This window comes from Streptomyces goshikiensis, assembly GCF_014650555.1.
Classification (GTDB): domain Bacteria; phylum Actinomycetota; class Actinomycetes; order Streptomycetales; family Streptomycetaceae; genus Streptomyces; species Streptomyces goshikiensis.
The window spans coordinates 314,086-334,976 of the sequence record NZ_BMVE01000007.1 but is presented as its reverse complement, the minus strand read 5'-3'; the positions used below and the strand labels follow the sequence as shown (position 1 = coordinate 334,976).

General features: G+C 75.1%; 18 protein-coding genes. 7 read left to right on the top strand and 11 right to left on the bottom strand.

Annotated features, from left to right (window positions below):
* Positions 1-7 precede the first annotated feature (7 nt).
* The 7 genes from IE248_RS22410 to IE248_RS22380 all read right to left on the bottom strand — a co-directional run bounded on the left by IE248_RS22410 (position 8) and on the right by IE248_RS22380 (position 8,019).
* On the bottom strand, positions 8-2,881 hold the full coding sequence (locus tag IE248_RS22410; protein ID WP_229895455.1) for a helix-turn-helix transcriptional regulator: 2,874 nt from the start codon (positions 2,879-2,881) through the stop codon (positions 8-10).
* Between the two features lie 216 nt (positions 2,882-3,097).
* A complete protein-coding gene (locus IE248_RS22405) occupies positions 3,098-3,862 on the bottom strand; it encodes a thioesterase II family protein (protein WP_008742472.1) in 765 nt (254 codons plus the stop codon).
* A 597-nt stretch (positions 3,863-4,459) separates the two neighbouring features.
* Complete coding sequence (locus tag IE248_RS22400) at positions 4,460-5,494, bottom strand: zinc-binding dehydrogenase (protein ID WP_073794083.1); 1,035 nt, start codon at positions 5,492-5,494, stop codon at positions 4,460-4,462.
* Between the two features lie 71 nt (positions 5,495-5,565).
* Entirely contained in the window at positions 5,566-6,105 is a 540-nt protein-coding gene (locus IE248_RS22395) for a type 1 glutamine amidotransferase domain-containing protein (protein ID WP_190031511.1), read from the bottom strand.
* Between the two features lie 98 nt (positions 6,106-6,203).
* On the bottom strand, positions 6,204-7,187 hold the full coding sequence (locus IE248_RS22390) for an LLM class F420-dependent oxidoreductase (protein WP_190031510.1): 984 nt from the start codon (positions 7,185-7,187) through the stop codon (positions 6,204-6,206).
* A gap of 48 nt (positions 7,188-7,235) precedes the next feature.
* Entirely contained in the window at positions 7,236-7,598 is a 363-nt protein-coding gene (locus IE248_RS22385) for a hypothetical protein (protein ID WP_190031509.1), read from the bottom strand.
* Between the two features lie 154 nt (positions 7,599-7,752).
* Positions 7,753-8,019 (bottom strand): DUF4235 domain-containing protein, encoded by a 267-nt coding sequence (locus IE248_RS22380; RefSeq protein ID WP_073794078.1) that lies wholly within the window; start codon positions 8,017-8,019, stop codon positions 7,753-7,755.
* Between the two features lie 148 nt (positions 8,020-8,167).
* Between IE248_RS22380 and IE248_RS22375 the strand changes: the two genes are divergently transcribed.
* The 6 genes from IE248_RS22375 to IE248_RS22350 all read left to right on the top strand — a co-directional run bounded on the left by IE248_RS22375 (position 8,168) and on the right by IE248_RS22350 (position 13,671).
* On the top strand, positions 8,168-8,407 hold the full coding sequence (locus IE248_RS22375; protein ID WP_100583011.1) for a hypothetical protein: 240 nt from the start codon (positions 8,168-8,170) through the stop codon (positions 8,405-8,407).
* Positions 8,408-8,457: 50 nt separating this feature from the next.
* On the top strand, positions 8,458-10,713 hold the full coding sequence (locus IE248_RS22370) for a heavy metal translocating P-type ATPase (protein WP_190031544.1): 2,256 nt from the start codon (positions 8,458-8,460) through the stop codon (positions 10,711-10,713).
* Positions 10,714-10,839: 126 nt separating this feature from the next.
* Positions 10,840-11,247: a copper chaperone PCu(A)C gene (locus IE248_RS22365; protein ID WP_308438169.1), complete on the top strand. Its 408-nt coding sequence runs from the start codon at positions 10,840-10,842 to the stop codon at positions 11,245-11,247.
* A gap of 161 nt (positions 11,248-11,408) precedes the next feature.
* Positions 11,409-12,044 carry a metal ABC transporter ATP-binding protein gene (locus tag IE248_RS22360; RefSeq protein ID WP_037794121.1) on the top strand — a complete coding sequence of 212 codons (636 nt, stop codon included), beginning with the start codon at positions 11,409-11,411 and terminating at the stop codon, positions 12,042-12,044.
* Positions 12,041-12,907, top strand: a complete 867-nt coding sequence (locus IE248_RS22355; protein WP_268254099.1) for a metal ABC transporter permease — start codon at positions 12,041-12,043, stop codon at positions 12,905-12,907. The genes IE248_RS22360 and IE248_RS22355 overlap by 4 nt, the downstream gene beginning before the upstream one ends.
* Positions 12,865-13,671 carry an ABC transporter substrate-binding protein gene (locus IE248_RS22350; RefSeq protein WP_190031508.1) on the top strand — a complete coding sequence of 269 codons (807 nt, stop codon included), beginning with the start codon at positions 12,865-12,867 and terminating at the stop codon, positions 13,669-13,671. Before IE248_RS22355 ends, IE248_RS22350 begins: the two co-directional genes overlap by 43 nt.
* A 100-nt stretch (positions 13,672-13,771) precedes the next feature.
* Here IE248_RS22350 and IE248_RS22345 read toward each other — a convergent pair whose 3' ends face one another.
* A complete protein-coding gene (locus IE248_RS22345; protein ID WP_190031507.1) occupies positions 13,772-15,469 on the bottom strand; it encodes a class I adenylate-forming enzyme family protein in 1,698 nt (565 codons plus the stop codon).
* Entirely contained in the window at positions 15,466-17,253 is a 1,788-nt protein-coding gene (locus IE248_RS22340; protein ID WP_190031506.1) for a CoA transferase, read from the bottom strand. The genes IE248_RS22345 and IE248_RS22340 overlap by 4 nt, the downstream gene beginning before the upstream one ends.
* A 208-nt stretch (positions 17,254-17,461) precedes the next feature.
* Between IE248_RS22340 and IE248_RS22335 the strand changes: the two genes are divergently transcribed.
* Positions 17,462-18,601, top strand: a complete 1,140-nt coding sequence (locus tag IE248_RS22335; RefSeq protein WP_308438168.1) for an acyl-CoA dehydrogenase family protein — start codon at positions 17,462-17,464, stop codon at positions 18,599-18,601.
* 21 nt (positions 18,602-18,622) lie between these two features.
* Here IE248_RS22335 and IE248_RS22330 read toward each other — a convergent pair whose 3' ends face one another.
* Both IE248_RS22330 and IE248_RS22325 read right to left on the bottom strand, forming a co-directional pair.
* Complete coding sequence (locus IE248_RS22330) at positions 18,623-19,681, bottom strand: sugar ABC transporter permease (protein ID WP_190031505.1); 1,059 nt, start codon at positions 19,679-19,681, stop codon at positions 18,623-18,625.
* On the bottom strand, positions 19,678-20,808 hold the full coding sequence (locus IE248_RS22325; RefSeq protein ID WP_190031542.1) for an MFS transporter: 1,131 nt from the start codon (positions 20,806-20,808) through the stop codon (positions 19,678-19,680). Before IE248_RS22325 ends, IE248_RS22330 begins: the two co-directional genes overlap by 4 nt.
* Positions 20,809-20,891 lie beyond the last annotated feature (83 nt).

The following is a 20,891-nucleotide window of genomic DNA, read 5'->3' as shown; positions in this document are numbered from 1 at the left end:
CCGGGTCTCAGGCGGTGCCGGGCAGGCTCAGGTCCCACAGCCGGGCGGGCAGGTCGCGGCGCCGCTTGACCTTCAGCTTGCGGTAGATCCGGGTCAGGTGCTGCTCGACGGTGGAGACGGTCACGTACAGCTTGGTGGCGATCTCACGGTTGGTGTGACCGCGCGCGGCGAGCAGGGCCACCCGCGCCTCGGCCTCGGAGAGCGCCTCGGCCTCGCCGGCCGCCGGTTCCGCCTCGCGCCCGGGCGGGGCGGGGACGGCCTCGCCGTCGCCCTGTCCGGGGGTGAACTGCAGGCACAGCGGCTGCGCCCCGCAGGACTTGGCGACGTGCCAGGCCTTGCGTACGAGCATCCGGGCGCGGTTGAAGTCCCCGGCGGCGCGGTGGGCGCTGCCCAGTTCCCCGAGCGCCACGGCCAGCTGGAGCCGGTCCTCGCCCTGTTCCAGGGCCTCGACGGATTCGGTGAGCCGTTTGACGCGGTAGGCGAGGTCGCCGCTGGTACGGGCGAGGGCGAGCAGCAGGGCGCCGCGGGCGCGGCTGCCGGGCGGGCCCGGTTCGCGCTGCTTCTGCTGCTCGACGTACTGCCGGGCGCGGGAGACGTTGCCGATGGCGAGCCATGCCTCGGCGGCGTCCAGCCGCCAGGGCGCCAGTTCCACGGCGTCCATGCCCCAGGTCTGCATCAGTTCGCCGCAGGTGAGGAAGTCGCGGACGGCGGCGTGGTAGCGGCCGGTGGCGAGGTGGCAGCGGCCCCGGGCGCGCAGGTAGTGCAGCCCGACCTGCGTTTCCAGCATGGTGTCGGGCACCGGCTGTTCGAGCAGGCTCATCGCCTCGTCGAGGTTGCCCATCTGGGTTTCGGCCTCGATGAGGATGGCCAGCGGCAGTGCGATGGCCACGCCCCAGCACTGCGCCGATATGAGGGACATGGCCTGGCGGGCCTGGGCGGCCGCGCCCGGCAGGTCGCCCTGGCGGAGGGCGACCTCGGCCCGGACCACGCCGAGGGCCGCCTGCCAGGTCGGGGCGTTGCGGGCGGAGCATTCGCCGAGGAGCCGGTCGATCCAGGTGAGGGCGAGGTCGAGGCGGCCCGCGTAGACGAGGGCCAGTACGGCGAGGACGAGGGGGGTGAGGGTGCGGTCGCTGAGGTGGTAGCGCTGGAGCACCCGGGTGGCCTCGGCGACGGCCGCTTCGCCCTGGCCGCCGCGCAGCGCGGTGCGCATGGCCTCGACGGCCGGGATGTGGGCGTCGTCGGGCATGTCGTACGGGGCTGCGCCCGCCGGGGCCGGCGTCCGCGGGGCGCCGGTCCGGTCGGCGTAGGGGGCGCCGGTGGTCGCGAACGCCTCGCGGACCGGCGGGCTGACCACGGACAGCCAGCTCTGCGCGGCGGCGAGGGTGGCGGGACGGTAGGCGAAGGGCCGCCCGGCGTCCCGGGCTTCCTCGGCGGCGCTCTGCAGGCGGCGTATCTCCTCGCCGGCCTGCCGGGCCTCCCCGATCCAGGCGAGGCAGGTCACGGCGTGGAGGAGGTCGCGGTCCGTGAGCCGGCCGGCGCAGAACTCCCGGGACAGCTGGCGCAGGTGGCTCTCCGCGGCGACCGGGCTGCTGCGCCAGACGATGCTGACCAGGCGGGACTTCAGGGCGGTGCGGCGGGGGCCCTCGGGGCAGGAGTCGACGGCGAGCTCTCCGCACCGCAGGGCCAGCTGCGGGTCGCCTTCGACGAGGGCGTACTCGGAGGCTTCCTGGAGGACGGGGATCGCCCAGTCCGTCACCGGCTTGCGGGCGGCGAGGAGGTGGCGGGCGATGTCGAGGGCGGGTGCGCCTTCCTGGTGCAGCAGTCGCGCGGCGCGCTGGTGGAGCAGGGACAGTGCCCCGGTCGGGGTCGCGGCGAGCACCGCGGCGCGGGTGGCGGCCTCGCGGAAGGCGCCGCCGCGCAGGATGCCGCAGCGGTTGAGGTCCTGGACGGCCAGTTCGGCGGTCTTGACGTGGACGTCGGTGATGCGGCTGAGCACGAGGGGCGGGCAGGTGTCGCCGAGGACGGCGATGCCGCGGGCGATCGCCAGCGTCTCCGGGTCGCCCCGGTGGAGGCAGTCGAGCACGGCGCGTTCGAAGGCTTCGGCGGGGGCGAGCGGCTGGAACGGCTCGCTGTCGCCGAGGACCGTCAGGCCGTCCTCCAGCAGGGCCTTGACCAGCAGCGGGTTTCCGCCGGTGGTTTCCTGGCAGCCGGCGGAGACCCGCTGGGCGGCGGCGGTGGAGAAGTGGCCGGCCAGTACGCGTCCGGTTCCGTCCGCGCTGAGCAGCGGCAGCCGGATGGTGGTGCAGTGGGGCTGGCGCTGTAGCTCGGCGTGGAAGGCGAGCTGGGCGGGCAGCAGTCGTACGGCCTCGGTGAGGACGATGAGGACGCCGGCCTGCCGGACCCTGCGGGCGAGGCAGAGCAGGAAGGCGCGGGAGAGTTCGTCGCCGTGGTGGACGTCGTCGACGGCGATGACGAGGGTGCGGTCCCGGGCGATCCGCAGCAGCGAGGCGCAGATGTGCGGGAGGACCCGCATCCCGGCCTCGACGCCGCCGGTGGCGTCCTCGGCGTCGGCGATCTGGGCGGCGACGCCGTCGAGCAGGGCGGTGGCCTCGGCGTGGACGGCGGGCTCCAGTGGCCCGGCGCTGTCGAGGACGCGGCGCAGGATGCCGAAGGGGAGGTAGCGCTCCGCGCGGGATCCGGCGGCTTCGAGGACCAGCACGCCTTCCGACATGGCGTGTTCGGTGAAGTGCTCCAGCAGGGTCGTCTTGCCGCCGGCGATCGGCCCGCTGACGACGGCGACGCGTCCGCGGCCCCGCCGGGCGCTGCCGAGCAGGTCGTCCAGCGTCTCCCACTGCTTGTCGCGCTCGACCAGCCTTGCCACCAACAGGTTCCCTTCCCCCGAGTCTTCTGTACGTGTGCTGCTGCGCTGCACTGCGTCGTTCCTCCTCGCGTCCCGCCTCGTGGGCGGGGCGGGCCGCCGGGGCGGGGCCAGTTTCCCTCCGTGCGGGGAGGGCTGTCCGGCCCGGCCTCGGGGCCCGTTCTCGTCCCCGTTCGCCGTCTGGGGTACCGCTGGTCTTGCGGCTTCCCGGCGTGCGGCTCAGCCCTTTCGGACGGCCGCTGCGAGCTCCTCGGAAACGACCTTCAGGATCTGCGGCTGATGCTGGGCGAGGAAGAAGTGGCCCCCGGAATAACGGTGGATGTCGAATGCCGCGCGGGTGTGTCCTCGCCAGGCGTCGGCTTCCTCCCGGCTGGTCCGGGGGTCGGATTCGCCGGTCAGCACGGTGATGGGGGTGTTCACCGTGTCCTCGGGCGCGGCCCGGTAGTTCTCGATCGCGGTGTAGTCGCTCCGGATAGCGGGGAGCACCATGCGCAGGATCTCCTCGTTGCCGAGGATCGCGGCGTTGGTTCCACTGAGCTCCCGCATTTCGGCCACGATGCCGTCGTCGTCGCGCAGGTGCACGGTCTCGGGGCGGTGGCTCGACGGGGCGCGGCGTCCCGAGGCGAAGATGTGGACGGGGTCGAAGCGGTGCTCGCGTTCGAGGCGGCGGGCCACCTCGAAGGCGAGGACGGCGCCCATGCTGTGGCCGAACAGGGCCAGGGGACGGTCCAGCCAGGGTACGAGCGCGCTGGTCACCGCGTCGGCGTAGACGCCGATGTCGGTGATTCCCGGCTCGTGCCGGCGGTCCTGGCGTCCGGGGTACTGCACGGACAGGACGTCCACCTCGGGGGCGAGCGCCTGGGACATGGGGTAGTAGAAGGAGGCGGATCCCCCGGCGTGCGGGAGGCAGACCAGTCGGATCGGGCTTTCGTCCGCGGCGTGGTAGCGGCGGATCCAGCCGTCGGCATTCTGCTTGTCGATCAAGGGGATGAAGACTCCCTGTTCCGGCGCGGACGCGGCACGCTGGTTCGTTGGCCGAACTCTTCCACCGCGTCCGTACGCGTGTTCCGTTGTACTCATGTCTAGCAGAGGGTCAATGCCGTCAGTACCCCTACGTTGGACCCCTATGGTGGCCGGAAGTCCCCTGACCCGTACCCCCCGAGGGGCACTGCGGAAACGGATCCGCGCCGTCGAACGCCCGCCGCCTGCAAGGCCGGTGGGGTGTGGTGGGATGGGCCGTACGGAGCCGGGGCGTGGGGCGTGAGCACGGGCGGTGTGCCGCCGGAGCCGATGGCGGCCGCCTCCCTCCGGCCCCGAAGCCGGGCTCGCGCTCGCGGCCTTGGGAGGCGGCCCCGGCCGCGCGCCGACGGCCGTTTCGAGGTGTCGGAATTCCGGGTTCCGGATCCGCCCGGCGGACCGGACGTCACGCCGGTGCGGAGAACCGTTGGGCCGCGGTTTCCTTGTGGCGATCATGGCCCCAAGCCTAGGAACGGCCGCCTCGCCGCCGTAGGGCCGAACGTCCCGTCGGTGCGGGGCACTTGGGCCCTTCCCGGCCCGAGTCCCGGCGCCGTCCCGGGGCCGTTACGGCTGGATCAGGACCTTCAGCGCCTGCCGGTCGGCCATCGCCCGGTAGCCGGCGGGGACGTCGTCCATGCCGACGGTGCGGTCGAAGACGCGGCCGGGTTCGACCGCACCGTCCAGGACGTCGGGCAGCAGTTCCTCGATGTACGCGCGGGCGGGGGCGACGCCGCCGGTGAGGGTGATGTTGCGGAAGAACACCTGGAGGTCCATGGGCACCTCCGGGTACTGCGGGGCGCCGACCCGGCTGATGGTGCCGCCGTCGCGCACGACGCCGAAGGCGGTCTCGACGGCGGGCCTGAGGCCGACGCACTCCAGGACGGTGTGGGTGCCGTCGCCCCCGGTCAGCTCGCGCACCTTCTCGACGCCCTCCTCGCCGCGCTCCTCGACCACGTCGGTGGCGCCGAAGTCACGCCCGAGATCGGTGCGGTCCTTGTGGCGGCCCATCAGGATGATCCGCTCGGCGCCGAGCCGCCTGGCGGCCAGTACCGCGGACAGTCCGACGGCGCCGTCCCCGATCACCGTGACCGTCGTACGCGGTCCGACGCCGGCGGTGAGCGCGCAGTGGTGGCCGGTGGGGAACACGTCGGAGAGGGTCAGCAGCGACGGCAGCAGGGCCGAGTCCTCCCCGACGGGCAGCTTGACAAGGGTGCCCTCGGCCTGCGGGACGCGCACGGCCTCGCCCTGGCCGCCGTCGACGTCCTGCGCGCCCCAGAAGCCGCCGTGGCGGCAGGAGGTCTGCAGTCCCTCGCGGCAGAAGTCGCAGGTGTTGTCGGCCCACACGAAGGGGGCCACGACCACGTCGCCCCGGCGCAGCCCGGTCACCTCGGCGCCGGTGTCCTCGACGACGCCGAGGAACTCGTGGCCGATCCGGTCGCCGTGTTCCGCGGCGGGCTTGGAGCCGTAGGGCCACAGGTCGCTGCCGCACACGCACGAGCGCAGGACCCGCACCAGGGCGTCGGTGGGCTCGCGCAGGACGGGGTCCGGAACGTTCTCGACGCGTACGTCGCCGGCGCCGTAGATGAGGGTCGCTCGCATGATGCATCGCCTTTCGGTCGGGGTTGTCGATCCCCCCTCACCGTCGCCGGCCAGTCACGGCGGCGCGGCGGTCAGCCGCCGAAGACGTCCACGAGGGCCTTGCAGAAGGCCTCCAGGTCGTCCGGCTTGCGGCTGGTGACGAGAGTCGCCGGCGCCTGGCGGCAGACCCGGACCTCCTCGTCCACCCAGGTGCCGCCCGCGTTGCGGATGTCGGTGGCGACGCTGGGCCAGGAGGTCAGGGTCCGGCCGCGCAGGACGTCGGCCTCCACCAGGGTCCAGGGGGCGTGACAGATCGCGGCGACGGGCTTGCCCGCCTCGAAGAAGCCGCGGGTGAAGGCGACGGCGTCCTCGTTCACGCGCAGCGCGTCCGGGTTCGCGACCCCGCCCGGCAGGACGAGCGCGTCGAAGTCCCCGGCCGAGGGGGCGGAGCTGTCGAGGACGTCGTCCACGGGGTGGGTGCCGGCCTTGTCGAGGTGGTCGTAGGCCTGGACCGTGCCCGGCTCGGTGGACACCAGCCGGGGCTCCCAGCCGGCGTCGAGCACCGCCTTCCAGGGCTCGGTGAGTTCGATCTCCTCCACGCCCTCGGGGGCGACGAGAAACGCGATGCGCACGACGGTCACTTCCTTCGTGTCGGTCAGGGTCGTTCGTCCGGGTCGTCCGGGTCTGTCAGTCAGTCCCGCATGCCGCCCATGGCGCCTCCGGTCAGTGGTCAGTGGGCCTTAGGGTCGAACGATGCGCGCAGGGCGGGGAGCAGGACGCCCTCGGCCCAGTCGATGAAGGGGCGTTGGTGTGCTCCGCCCACCTGCACGAGCGCGATCTCCGTGAACCCGGCGTCCGCGAACGGGCGGACGGCCTCGACGAACTCGTCGGTCCCGTCCCCGCAGGGGATCGACTCCGCGATGTCCTCGGGTCTCACGTACCGCGTGGCCTGGTCGAACGCGGCGGGTCCGGGCAGCTCCGCGTTGACCCGCCAGCCGCCCGCCGACCAGCGGAACTGTTCGTGGGCGCGGGCGACGGCCGCGTCCCGGTCGGGGTCGTAGCAGACCGCCAGCTGGCCCACCCTGGGCTTGCCGGCGCCTCCCGCGCGGTCGAACGCCTCCAGGAGTTCCCGCTCGGGGTCGATGGCGATCACCAGGTCGGCGAGCCGGCCCGCCAGGTCGCAGGAGCGGTCCCCGGAGACCGCGACGCCGATGGGCGGCGGCCGCTCCGGCAGGTCCCACAGCCTGGCGTTCTCGACGTCGAAGTACTGCCCGTGGTGGTTCACGCCGCCGCCGGCGAAGAGGGCCCGGATGATCTCCACCGCCTCCTCCAGCATCGCCAGCCGCACGTGCGCGGCGGGCCACCCGGGGCCGACGACGTGCTCGTTGAGGTTCTCTCCGGAGCCGAGGCCCAGCCGGAAGCGCCCTTCGGACAGCAGTTGCAGCGTCGCCGCCTTCTGGGCCACGACCGCCGGGTGGTAGCGCACCGTCGGGCAGGTCACGTACGTCATCAGGGGGATGGTCGTCGTGGCCTGCGCGGCGGCTCCCAGGACACTCCACGCGTACGAGGAGTGCCCCTGGGCGGCGAGCCAGGGCGAGTAGTGGTCGGATGTGACGGAGAAGTCGAACCCCGCCCGTTCGGCGGCGGCCACGTGCTCCACCAGCTCCCGGGGGCCGGCCTGCTCGGTCATCATCGTGTATCCGAATCGCACCATGTGCTGCGCCTTACCGGTCTCCCCGGCGGCAAACCCGGCGGACCGGGATCAAGCGGCCGCCGCGTCCCGGTCCGCGTCGGACCGGGCGGACTCGACGGACTGGATCGCCTGGGAGGCCGTCGCGTGCACCTCCAGCCCGTGCGACCGCAGCGCGCCCTGCGCTTCGGACAGCTGGCGCGCCACCAGGGCCAGCGAGGCCCCGGCCGCCCGGCACAGCCGTTCGGCGCGCAGTACGGTGCTCACGACGGCGGCGCCCGCGGCCGGGGGCAGTTCCATCACGACGGTACGGGGCCGGTAGCTGCCGAGCAGCGCTTCGAACTCCCAGACGGCGGCGCCGCGCGTGCCGACATCAAGGCCTTCGTGCAGCCGGACGATCAGAACGCCGCCGTCGAACAGATGAGAGAGCAGCACGGCCTCCCCTTCCCCTCTTGTATTGACGATTCACCATGGAAATGCCCGGCCGGAAGACCGCTACACGCAGCAAACCGCACTCAGTACGGAAAATTTCCTTGGATGCCTGGGCAGGAACTGGCGGGAACCACCCTGCGGTACTGAGCGGACCGGTCTAGGCGGGCCAGGTGCCCGACACACGGCGGACGGCCACGGCGCCGGACCGCTCGACGGCGGCCTTGACGAGGGCGAAGATCGCCCCCTGGATCGCCGCCGCGAGCAGGATCTCGCGCCACCGGCGTTCCTCGTCCATGGCATCGGGGGCGTCGTCTTCGTGCCCCGCGAGCTTCCACACCTGCTTGAACAGCGTCCCGGCCAGGAGTCCGGCCCCGGCCCCCAGAACCAGGGCGACCGGCTTGTAAGCGACTTTCGATGCCTTCATGTCCCTCCGCCTGCCCGGGCGGGCGCCCCGTACGCGTTCGAGGCCGCGCCACTTGGAACCCCGCTCGCCACCGGTTGACCGGGAACTTCCGCCCGGGCCCGTACGACTACGTCACGGAAGGCGCCGAGTACGAGATCCCGGAGTGACGATGACGCAGCGGCCGCAGTCCCCAGCCCCGGCAGCGGGCGGCGCCGCGAGATGGGCGCCGCCGCCGGCGCTGGTCGGGTTCGTGGTGCTCCTCGGGCTGATGTTCGCCGGGTCGTACGCGGTGGGGGCGGCGGCCGGTCCGGTGGCGCCCGGCATGCGCTCCTCGGACCCTGGCAGCACCGGGTCCGAGCGGGGCCCCCTGGGGCCGCACGGGCACGGCGGTACGGGCGGCGCCCGGTGACGGCGGAGCGGACGGACACCCTGGCGAGCACCGATCTGGTCGTGGGCGGTATGACCTGCGCGGCGTGTGTGAACCGGGTCGAGAAGCGGCTCGCCCGGATCGAGGGCGTGAGCGCCACGGTCAACCTGGCCACCGGGCGGGCCAGGGTGAGCCATCCCGCGGCCGTCACGGTGGGAGACCTCCTCGCGGCGGTCGAGCGGGCCGGCTACAGCGCGGAACTGCCCGCTCCGCCCCCGCCGGAGCGAGCGCAGCCGCCGAATGCGTCGGATCCGGCGGGATCACCGGGGTCCGGCGGCGATCGTGAGGAGCGGCAACGGCTGCTGGTCACCGCCCTGTTGTCGGTCCCGGTCCTGGTGCTGTCGATGGCGCCGGTCCTGCAGTTCCGCAACTGGCAGTGGCTGTGCTTCGTGCTGGCGGCGCCGGTCGTCGTCTGGAGCTCGTGGCCGTTCCACGTCCGGGCCGTGCGCGGGCTGCGGCACGCGGCGGCGACGATGGACACCCTGGTGTCCCTGGGCGTGGCCGCCTCCTTCTGCTGGTCGGCGTACGCCCTGTTCCTCGGCGGCGCGGGCACACCGGGAATGCGGATGCCCTTCACCCTGCTGCCCTCCGCCGGCGGGGAGGTCGCCCACGTCTACCTGGAGGCCGCGGTCGGGGTGCCGCTGTTCGTCCTCGCGGGGCGCTTCCTGGAGTCCCGGGCCCGCCACGGCACGGGGGAGGCGCTCCGCTCGCTCGCCGGGCTGGCCGTCAAGGACGTGACCGTACGGGAGGGCGGCGCCGAGCGGCTCGTCCCGATCGAACGGTTGCGGGTGGGGCAGGAGTTCATCGTCCGGCCGGGCGAACGGGTCGCGACGGACGGGGTGGTGGTCTCCGGGAGTTCGGCGCTCGACCTCTCCCTGGTCACCGGCGAGAGCGAGCCCGTCGAGGTGGGCCCGGACCGCCCGGTGGTGGGCGGTGCGGTCAACGCGGGCGGCCTGCTGGTCGTCCGGGCCACCGAGGTCGGCGCGGACACCCGGCTCGCCCGCATCACCCGCATGGTCACCGAGGCACAGGCCGGCAAGGCGCGGGCGCAGCGCCTGGCGGACACGGTGGCGGGTGCCTTCGTTCCGGTGGTGCTGGCCCTGGCCGTCACCGTGCTCGGTTTCTGGCTCGGCGCGGGGGCCGATCCGCAGGCGGCCGTGACGGCCTGTGTCGCGGTCCTGGTCGTGGCGTGCCCCTGCGCGCTGGGGCTGGCGACGCCCACCGCCCTGCTGGCGGCGACCGGCCGGGGTGCCCGGCTCGGGGTGCTGGTCAGCGGGCCCCGGGCGCTGGAGACCCTGCGGCACGTCGACACGGTGGTCCTGGACAAGACGGGCACGCTGACGACCGGCCGGATGACCGTGGCCCGGGTGACCGCGGTGCCCGGCGGGATCGGGCGGGAGCGGGCGCTGTGGCTGGCCGGCGGGGTGGAGCGGGGCTCCGAACATCCGCTGGGCCGCGCCGTGGTCGCGTACTGCGGGCAGCAGCTGCCCCGTCTGCCGCTCCCCGAGGTGACCGGCTTCCGGGCCACCGCCGGTGTCGGTGTGACCGGGGTGGTGGAGGGGCACCGGGTCGAGGTCCGCGCCGCCGGCGCGGATGCGCATCCGTCGCTGGCCGCGGCGCTGGCCGAGGCGGAGGCCGCCGCGCGGACTGCGGTCCTGGTCCGGGTGGACGGGGTGGACCAGGCCCTGGTCTGCGTCGGCGACGTCCTGCGCCCCGGGAGCTACCGGGCCGTCGACCGGATACGGCGCCTGGGGGTACGGCCGGTGCTGGCCACCGGCGACCGCGCGGCCGCCGCGGCCCATGTCGCGGCCGCGCTCGGGATCGAGGAGGTGCGTGCGGGCTGCTCGCCCGAGGACAAGGCCGAGCTGGTGCGGGAGTTGCGGGAGCAGGGGCGGCGGGTCGCGGTGATCGGCGACGGGGTCAACGACGCCGCCGCCCTGGCCGGCGCCGACCTCGGCATCGCGATGGGGAGCGGAACGGACGTGGCCATCGGCGCCGCCGACGTCACGCTGGTGCGCGGCGACATCGAGGCGGTCGCCGACGCCGTCCTGCTGGCGAGGCGGACGCTCGGGACGATCCGGCTGGGCCTCGTGTGGGCCTTCGGCTACAACGCGGTGACGCTGCCGCTGGCCGCGGTGGGGTTGCTGAGCCCGATGGCTGCGGCGGCCGCGATGTCGGTGAGTTCCCTGTTGGTGGTGGGCAACAGTCTGAGGCTGCGGACCTGGCAGCCGTCGCCGCGCGCCCGGCGGACGGGGCCGGGCGTACGGGTGGAAGGTGCGGGGCGATGACAGGAGCGAGTTCGGCTGGGGGCCGGGGCGGTCCGCGCCCGGCGCGGCGGCGGGTGGGCGAGGCGCTGTCGGCCGCGATCGCCCCGCTGGCCGCCTGTTCGGTGGGTGGCGTTGGCGGGGCTGACCGTGTGGACCGCTTCCGGCGCCGCGGGCAGTCCCCCGCGGATCGCCGCCGGCAACGGCCGCGTCTTCCTGCCGTACGGCAACAGCCGGGACACGGCCGCCTTCTTCGAGGTGACCAACATCGGCGGCGGCGAGGACCGGTTGACGAAGGTGACCTCTCCTTCGGACTCCGTCGGGAGGACGATGCTGAGCCGGCACGAGAGCTCGGGCCGCGGGGCCGACACCATGCGGATGACGGAATCCGTCCGGGTCCCCGCGGGCGCCACCTTGGCCATGTCTCCCTTCGACGTGAGCGTCATGACCCGGATGAACTCCCGCTGGCGCGCGGGCGAGGTGGTGCCGTTCGTCCTCCACTTCCGCCACAGCGCGCCGGTCGAGGTGCTGGCCGTGGTGGTGCGGCCCGGCAGCTGACCGTGCCCGCCGCGGACCTGCCCTCGCGGCGGCGCCGGTGACGGATGTGCCGCCCGCCGGAACTGGAAGCCTCCCGCGCCCGACTAACGCGGAGTGAAGGGCGGCGGGCCACCCGCCGCCGGCACCTGGCGACGGAGCACGGAGCGGGGAAGGGGCGTGGAATGGGCGGACTGGACGTACACATGCGGGGGGTCGCCTGCCGCCATGGCCGGGTCGAAGCGGTCGCCGACGTGGACCTGAAGATCTCGGCGGGCGAGCGCGTGGCCCTGACCGGGACCAACGGTTCGGGCAAGACCACGCTGCTGCGGGCGGTCCTCGGGCTGCACCGGCAGGTCAGCGGTTCGATCCTGGTCGGCGGCCGGGGCACCGGCTCGGCGGCCGAGTGGGCGTGGCGGCGGCGGTCCTGCGCCTGGATCCCGCAGAAGCCGGCGGCCGGCCGGTTCCCGCTGCTCGGGGACGAGTTGCTGGCCAGCGGGGGCGCACCGGCGGAGGCCGCCGAAGCGGCGCGGAAGCTGGGGGTCGGCTCGCTGGTCGAGCGGCCGCTGCACACCCTCTCCGGGGGCCAGTTGCAGCGGATGTACCTGGCCCGGGCCATCGGTTCGGTCGCGGCGGGCGCCGAGGTGCTCCTCGCCGACGAGCCGACCGCCGCGCTGGACTTCGGCGGGCAGGAGGAGGCGGCCGACGTACTGGCGTCGCTGCCGGTGACGCTGATCGTGGTGACGCACGACCGGGCCCTCGCCGAGCGCTGCGACCGGGTGCTGGAGATGGCCGCGGGCCGGCTGCGGGAGGTCGCGTGATCCTCGCGACGGCCGACGTCGGCGAGCTGCTGCAGCTGGTCCCCGTCCAGCGGGCGGGCATGGCCCTGCTGCTGGCGGCGGTCGGCCTGCCCGTGATCGGGGTGGTGATCGTGGGACTCGACATCATGCCGGTGCGCTTCGCGATGATGCACGTCGCGCTGCTGGGCATCGCGGTCGGGCTGCTGACCGGGCTCGACCCGATGCTGTGCGCGCTGGTGGCGTGCGCCCTGGCCGGGGCGGGGGTGGCCCCGCTCGCCCGCACTCCGGACGGGCTGTCCGGGGCGATGGGGCTGCTGATGAGCCTGGCCATCGCCGCGGCGCTGCTGTTGCTGGCGGTGTCGGGGGTCAACGCCTCCGGGGCGTTCGCGCTGCTGTGGGGCTCGATCCTGTCCGTGGGCACCGCCGATCTCGTGGTGCTGGGCGCGCTGGCCGCCCTGGTGCCCGCGCTGTTCTGGTGGCGGCGCCGCGAGGTGGCGCTGCTGCTGTACGACCGGGAGCTCGCCCAGTGCTCCGGTGTTCCGGTCCGGCTGCTCACCGCCGTCCTGCTGGTGCTGGTCGCGGTGGCGGTCGCCGGGGCGATCAAGCTCACCGGCGCGCTGCTGGTGGACGCCCTCACCCTGCTGCCGGCGCTCGCGGCGCGCCGCCTGGGCACCTCGCTCAGGTCGATCACCCTGTGGGCGGTCGGCATCGGGGTCGCCGTGAACCTGACCGGGTTCCTGATCGCCCTCTGGCTCGACTGGCCCCCCGGGCCGGTCCTCGTCCTCACCGCCGGGACGCTCGTCCTCGCGGTCCATCTCATCCCCGAACGGAGAATCAGCACATGGCGCGCACCCGCGTCCGATTCGCTTCCTTCCTCGCACTGAGTGCGGCTCTGGCCCTCGTCACCGGCTGCGGGAACGGCGGCGGCGACACCGGATCGAAGGACGGCAAGAACAGCCACGACGGGAAGCCGGTCGTGGTGGTCACCACCACGTGGGAGGGCGCCTTCGCCAAGGCCGCCGGCGCCGAGGAGATCAAGGTGATCGTCCCGCAGTCCGTGCACCACGCCCCGGACTACGATCCGAAGCCCTCCGACCTCGCCGCCGTCGGCAAGGCCGACTTCGTCCTGTACGCGCCCTTCGAACCGTACGCGGCGAAGATCAAGGAGGCGGCGGGTTCGAAGGCCGAGCTGGTCGAGGTGAACCTCGACAACGACGCCGACAAGGTCAAGACCGAGGTGGCCCGGCTGGGCAAGCTGTTCGGCACCGAGGACGCCGCCGCGAAGTGGACGGCCTCCTTCGACACGGAGTACGCGAAGCTGTCGAAGGACGCCCAGGGGGCCTGGCCCGGCGGGAAGAGCCCGGTGGTGGTCAGTCAGGTGTTCACCGTCTGGTCCGCGAAGCTGTCCGGCGCGACCCCCGTCGGCACGTACGGGCCCGAGGCCGTCACCCCGGCGCAGCTCGCCGAGCTGTCCGCGAAGAAGCCGGCCCTGGTGCTGGACAACGCGCACATGTCGACCGGGACGGTCCTGCCCGACTCGGGCGCCAGGCAGGTGAAGATCGTCAACTATCCGGGGAACGACCTCGACCTGCTGCCGGTCTACCGCAACGCGGCGGCGGAACTGAAGAAGGCCATGGGCGCCTCCTGACGCAGGGACGAAAGAGAGGGCGGGCGAGCACCGGGAGTGCTCGCCCGCCCTTTCGCGCGCTACGTGGAGGGGTCCTGGCGCCGCCGCGCCGTCGGCGGGGTCAGCTCGCGCGGGTGAGCGGGGGCGCGGGGGGCGCCGCGGGGACGGCGAGCGGGGCGTGCGCCAGGCGCTCGCGCAGGGCCGCGCGGTCGGGCTTGCCGGCCGGGGTCAGCGGGAGTTCGGCGACCACCAGGAGGTGTTCGGGGTGCTTGCGCCGTTCCAGTCCCCGCCGGGTGAGGTGGCCGGTCAGCGAGTCGAGAGTGGGCGGCTGCGCGCCGCGCGCCACGACGCACGCCGCGAGGCGCTCCCCCATCAGTTCGTCGGGCACGCCGACGCACACGACGTCCCGTACCTGCGGGTGGGAGCCCAGCTGCCGCTCGACCTCGGCGGGGCTGATGTTGGCGCCGCCGCGGATCACGATGTCCTTGAGGCGGCCGACGACGTGCAGGACGCCGCCGCCGTCGATCAGGCCGAGGTCCCCGGTGCGGACCCAGCCCTCGGGGGTGCGGTAGCGGGCGTCCAGGTCGGGGGAGGCGACGTAGCACATGGGGGTCATGGGGCCGCGCGCGATGATCTCGCCGATCTCCCCGTCGGCCAGCTTCTCGTGCGTGCGCGGGTCGGTGATGCGGATGTCGGCGACCCGGGGGTCGGGGCGGCCGGCCACCACGCCCGCGCCGTCCGCGTCCGGGACCTCGTGGCCGAGCCCGGTGTGGCAGTTGACGCCGTCGGCCGAGCCGTAGAGGTTGACGACCGGGCAGCCGAAGGCCCGGCTCGCGGCGCGCGCCGTGGTCTCGTCCAGGGCCGAGCCGCCGAGGACCAGGGCCGTGGGGGACGGCAGCGCGCCGTCTTCGGAGCCGCTGCGCTCCAGCCGGTCCAGCATCATCCGGACCATCGTGGGCACGCCCAGGATGTGCGTGGGCGCGTGCTCGCGCACGGCGGCGAGGGCCGCCTCGGGGGTGAAGTGGTCGAGCAGGATGAGCGTCCCGCCGTGCCGGGCCAGGGTGACGGCGGTGCCGTTGGAGCCGAAGGCGGAGCCGAGCGGCACCAGGAACAGGCATCTCGGCGGCGCCTTGTCGGGCATCAGGGAGGCGAGGAAGTTGCCGCGCCCGCCGGCGAGGGCGTTGTGGGAGTACGCGACCATCTTCGGCTCCGCCTCCGAGCCGGAGGACACCAGGATGCGGGCGGCGCTGTCGGGGTCCGGGCGGGCCGGGACGAAGTCGGTGGCGTCGGTGCGCAGCAGCTCGTGCAGCGCGACCGTGCCCTCGGGCGCGGCTCCGGCCCGTCCGGCGGCGATGACGTGGCGCAGCGCGGGCAGGGCGGGGGCGAGGTCGCGCAGGCCGGCGGCGTGGTGGTCGCCGCGGTGTTCGACGGCGGCGATGACCGCGACGGCCTCGGCCCGGCGGAGCAGGCATTCGGCCTCCAGGCTGCCCCGGCCGACCGGGAACGGCAGCGCCACCGCGCCGAGGGCGGCCAGGGCGAGCTCGGCGATCACGGCGCCGCGGCCGCCGGGCAGTTGTACGCCGACCACGTCGCCCGGCCGGATGCCGAGGTTCCTGAGGCCGGTGGCCAGACATCGCACCTTGCGGTCCAGGGCGGTGTAACAGAGCGTGCCCTTGGCGTCGATGACGGCGGTGGCGTGCGGGTCGGCGATCTGGCGGGCCCGGAAGAGGCTGTAGAGGTCCAGGTCGGGGCAGGTGCCGTCGGTGGCCCACGAGCGGCGCAGGCCGGCGGGCAGCAGGTCGTGCAGTGCGACGGTCATACGAGGCTCCAGGGGTCGGGAACGGCGGGCGCACCGTGTTCGTCGCGGCTGATCGAGCCGGCGAAGCGCGGGTCGTGGTGCAGGTCGGCGGGGTCGGCGGTGACCGCGGTCGCGGTGAGGCCGTGGGTGCGCAGCTGGGCGAGCGCGGCGCCGGTGGGCAGGCTCGTGAGGTCGTACGCGGCGGCGGCCGCCCCGCAGGCGTCGGCGGGGGCGATCCAGCCGTCGGCGGTCGGCAGGGGCCGGCGGAACCCGGCGGGGCGGCGGGGCTCCTGGCCGCGCCGGGCCCGGCGCAGGGCGGGGCCGAGGAGCACGTCGGAGGCGCCCAGCAGGGAGGAGTCGACGCGCACTCCGCGGCCGCCGCGCTCGCGGGTCAGCAGTCCCGCCAGCACGGCCTCGGCTCCCACGAGTCCGCCCAGGACGTCGAGCAGGGTCATCAGGGAGGGCGCGGGTACCTCGCCCAGGGGGCGGGCGGCCTCGCCGACGCCGGTGCGGGCCTGCACCATGAAGTCCGTGCCCATCGGGGCGCCGGCGATGCGGTTCGTCCCCCAGCCGCCCGTGTAGGCGTAGACGAGCGCGGGGTTGACGCCGGCCAGGTCCTGGTGGTCGAGGCCCAGCTCGGCCGCCTTGCCGGGGGCCCAGTTGTGCAGGAACACGTCGGCTTCGGCGGCCATGCCGAGGAGCCGGCGCCGGTCTTCGGCGGACTTGATGTCGATCTCGACGGCCGTCTTGCCGCGGTTGAGGGCGAGCCAGCGGGCGGAGATCCCCGAGGAGGTGGGGGGCATGCCGCGCAGCGGGTCGCCGCCCGGCGGCTCGATCCGGATGACGTCGGCGCCGAGCAGCCCCAGCAGGTGGGCGGCGAGCGGTGCCTGGATGCGGCGGCCGGCCTCCAGGACGGTCAGCCCGGCCAGCGGCCGCGCGACGGTGGGCGTCACCCGGGGGATGCGGTGGCCGGAGCCGTACGGGGCCAGTTCCCAGGGCGCGGCGCCGTCGTGTTCGGCGGCGCGCTCGGCCAGGGTCCGCAGTCGGCAGACCTCGGCTCCGGTGCCCGCGGCGGCCTCCCGGATGCGCTGCCAGGTGTGGGCGCGGGTGGTGGTGTGCAGTGCGCCGGGGAAGGGTGCGCAGGCGGTGGCGTAGCGGAACTGGAAGGGCCGCCAGCCGGCCCGGATGGCGTCGGAGGGGGCCGCCAGGGCCCGCCAGAACGCGGCCCAGGCTCCGGGGTCCAGGGTCTCCAGTTCGAACAGGGTGCCGTCGGCGGAGGTGAACGGGGGTCCGCCGGGGGCGATTTCGGCGGCTTCGCCCTCGTCGGCTCCGGCCGCCGCGAGGTACTGGGACACGGCGAGCAGTCCGGCCCGGTCGGCGCTGGTGTCCACTCGGGCGGCGGGGCCGCCCCTGGCCTGGCCCACCAGTGCGGCGAGCAGCCCCTGTACGGCGAGTACGCCCGTCGCGGTGGCGGCGTAGTCGACGGCGAGGCCGCGCGGGGCGCCGTCGCGTCTGCCGTGTACGGCCATGATCCCGGTCTCGGCCTGGACGGTGGCCTCGTCGGTGATGCCGCCGGCCCGGTCCATGGCCCAGGTGACGTGGGCGCTCTGTGCGCTGAACCCCGCACCGGACAGCGCGAGGTGCGCCGCGCCGTCCCCACCCGGCCCGGTCCGTCCCGTCTGCGTGCCGGCGCCCAGGAGGCGCAGGTGCGCGGCGGCCGGGCCGGCCAGTTCGGGCGGTCCCGAGGCGGCGAGCCGCAGCCCTTCGAGCGGCTGCGCGGTCTGAGTGATGGCTGGTGACGCCATGCCTCTCCTCTTCTCCTGGCGCGCGGCGGTGGCCGGCGCCCCGGATGTGCGGTACGCGGGAACCAGACCGGGTGCGCACCCGACCAGTTCCTCGGGAAGGCAGTCGGACAGTCGTTCCCATGGGTTCCCGGCAGAGTGGAGGAAACTGGTGGAGCACCGAGGGGACGCGGGCCGCGACAGCCTTGAACCTGACTGCGGTACAGGGGAGTTGAGGGACCGGGTCGCGGAGTTCGTCCGCCGCCGGGTCATGCCCTGCGAGCCCGTGCTCGACGCGGGCGGACCGGCGGCGGCCGCCGCCCTGCGCCGGTTGCGCGAGGGGGCGAAGGAGGCGGGCCTGTGGGCGCTCCCGCTGCCCGTCGAACTGGGCGGCCAGGGGCTCCCCCTGGCGCGCTACGCCCGGATCGCCGAGGCCGAGGGGGCCAGCGACCACGGTCCGGCGGCCCTGGGCTCCGCTCCCCTGCTGGACGTGACGATGCTGTGGAACCACGGCGGCGACCGGGTCCGCGAGCTGTATCCGAAGCGGCTGACCGCCGGGGAGCTGCGCGCCTGCTACGCGATGACCGAACCCGGCACGCCGGGCACCGACCCCTTCCTCACCGCGACCCGCGCCGAGGAACAGGCCGACGGCGGCTGGCGGGTGAGCGGCCGCAAGTGGTTCACCTCGGGCGCCGCCGAGGCCGATGTCGTGACCGTCCTCGCCCGCACCGACGGGGAGGACGGCGACCGGAGCGGTCTCTCGCTCCTGCTGGTCCCGACCGGCTCCCCCGGCTTCCGCGTCGTGCGCGAACTCCCCGTGTTCGGGGCCGCCGGCCAGTGGGAGATCGAGTTCGACCGGGTGGCCGTGCCCGCCGACCACCTGATCGGTGGGCGCGGGCGGGCGCTGGCCGTCGCGGGCGAGCGGCTCCAGCTGGGCCGTACCCTGCGCTGCCTGCGCTGGCTCGGCCAGGCCCAGCGCGCCTTCGACCTGATGTGCGAGCGCGCGGGCTCCCGTACCGGATCACGCGGTCCGCTCGCGGACCACCAGCTCGTCCAGCAGCACGTCTTCGAGGCGCTGCTGGCCCTGCGCACCACCCGGCCGCTGGTCCACGAGGCGGCGGACAGGATCGCCGCCGGGCGGGACGCGCACGTGGAGGTGGGTCTGGCGAAGGTCGCCGCGGCCCGGATGCTGCAACAGGTCGCGGACTCGGCCATCCAGGTCCACGGCGCGGCCGGGCTCGGCCCCGACACCCCGCTGCCGGCGCTCTTTCGCACCGGGCGTGCGGCGCGCATCCTCGACGGCCCGGACGAGCTCCACGTCACCTCGGTGGCCCGCCGGGTGCTGCGTGCGTACGGGGCCCAGGGAAAGTAGCTCCTGTCGGGGCGGGGCGGTTCAGACGTCCCGGACGTCGGCCAGGCCGGTGAGCGCGGCCAGGCCGAGCGCCAGGAAGAAGTCGCCCCACACCAGCTCGTGCCGTACGGCCGTGCCCTGCTCCGCGTCGTAGCAGCCGTCCAGCAGCATGCCGCGGGTCAGGTGTTCGCCGACCAGCCGTTCCAGGACCGCCGTCGCGCGGTAGGCGTACCCTGCCGCCCGGGGGCCCGGCAGGCGGGCGAGTTTGAGCAGCGCGACGGCCGCGATGGCGGCGGCGGAGGTGTCGAGCGGGCCGTCGGGCCTGGCCTCGTCGGCCGGGGGGACCAGGGGTGCGCCGGGCCCCGTCCACGAGGTGGCCAGCCGCTCGGCCACGGCCTCCAGCCGGTCCGGTGTCCGCCGGGGAACACCGGGACGGTGCAGCGCGTCGGCCACCGCGAGCAGCAGCCAGGCCCGGCCCCGGCTCCAGCCGGCCGGCGGGCTCGCGCACTCCCACCACCCCGAGGCCGCCTCGAACGCCCGGGCGGGCACCACCCGCCCGCCCTCGCCGAGGCACAGGTCGAGGTGCCGGTACAGGTGTGAGGCGGCGGCCTCGGCGCCCCTCGGGCCCTCGGCGGCGAGCAGCGGCACCATGCCGGGCACGCCGTCGACCCGGGCCAGCAGCCGGGGGCCGCCGAAGGCCGACCCCCAGGGCACCAGGGCGAGTTCGGGGTCGAGCGCGGCCAGCGCGGCCCGCGCCGCCCGGGTCCGCAGCTCCCGCGCCCCGGTGTCGCCGTCGGCGAGCGCGGTCCCGTACCAGAGGATCAGCCCGCGCGTGGAGGTGTCGGCCTCCACCCAGCCGGCCAGCCGCGCCGTGCACGCGGCGGCGGCGGCCCGGTCGTCCGCGGCGCCGGTGTGCCGGGCCCGCAGCCACAGCAGTCCGGCCCAGAAGCCGCCGGTCCACGAACCGCGGCCGGTGGTCACCCACCGGCCGGTGTCCGGATCGGCGTACAGCGGGAACCGGTCGCCGGCCTCCGCCCGGGTGGCGGCGGCCCGGTCGAGTACGTCGGCCAGCGCGCGCCCGGCCCACGGCGGCGGGGTCATGCCGCGGCCTCCGTGGCCGGGAGCCGCCGTTCACGGACGGCCCAGGTCAGCGCGACGGCTCCGGCCGCGGCGAACTCGGCGGCGACCAGCAGCCAGCCGGGCCCGTACCGGCCCGCTTGCGCCAGCGGTCCGAAGAGCGGCGGCCCGAGCGCGAACCCGGCGAAGAACCCGGCGGCGACCAGCGCGGAGTCCTGCCCGGCCCGGCCGGGGGCGGCCCGCTGCATCACCAGCACCATCGAGACGGCGTTGCCGGAGACGGCGAACACCCCGACGGCGACGGCCGCCACCCAGACCAGCGGCGCCGCGTACGGCGCGGCGGCGAGGAGTCCCGCCGCGAGCACCGCCCCGCCCGCCAGCCAGCCCGGCAGCCACTCGGCGCGCCCCGGCCGGGCCGCCTTCGACCAGCCCACCCGGCCCGCGATGCCCGCGACACCGAGCACCGCCACCAGGCCCGCGGCCGCGTTCGGGCCCAGGCCGAGTTCCTGGGCGCCGAAGAGCGCCACGTACGTGTTGACCGAGGCGATTCCACAGCCCAGGAAGAGCGAGAACACCGTCAGCCAGGCGATGGCGCCGCGCGGCACGAGCGAGGAGCGCGGCGGCGCCGCCTTCGCCGGGGGGTCGGCGGGCAGCGCGCGGTGCGCCCAGAGCGCGGCGAGCGCGGCCGTGGCGGCGGCCGTCCAGACGGCGCCGCGCCAGCCGATCCCGCCGGCCAGCGCGGCCAGCGGGAGCCCGGCGGCGAAGGCGCCCAGTTGCACACCGGACTGCTTCATCCCGGTCACGGGCCCGCGGCGGCCGGGCGGGACGGCGGCCAGGATCGCCTTGTTGGTCGCGGGATTGGCGAGGGCCTGCGGCAGCCCGCCCAGGGCGACGGCAGCGAGCAGGAATCCCGGCCCGGGCGCGGCCCCGATCAGCGCGAGGGCCGCCGCGGACACGAGCAGGAGGACGACGAGGGAGCGCCGGGGCCCGATCCGGTCCACGACGCGGCCGCCGACCGGCGACAGCGCGGCCGCCGTCCCGAACCCGATCGTGGTCGTCAGGCCGAGCACGGTCGCCGACACGCCCAACTCGCGCACCAGCCTGGGCCCCAGGGCTCCGAGCAGGAACAACTGCAGCATCGAGAAGGCCATGGCGCTGGTGAGCAGCGCCGTCAGCCGGCCGTCGGCCCCTGGTGCGGCCGCCTTCGCCGGCGCCGTCCGTTCCCCCACCGCTG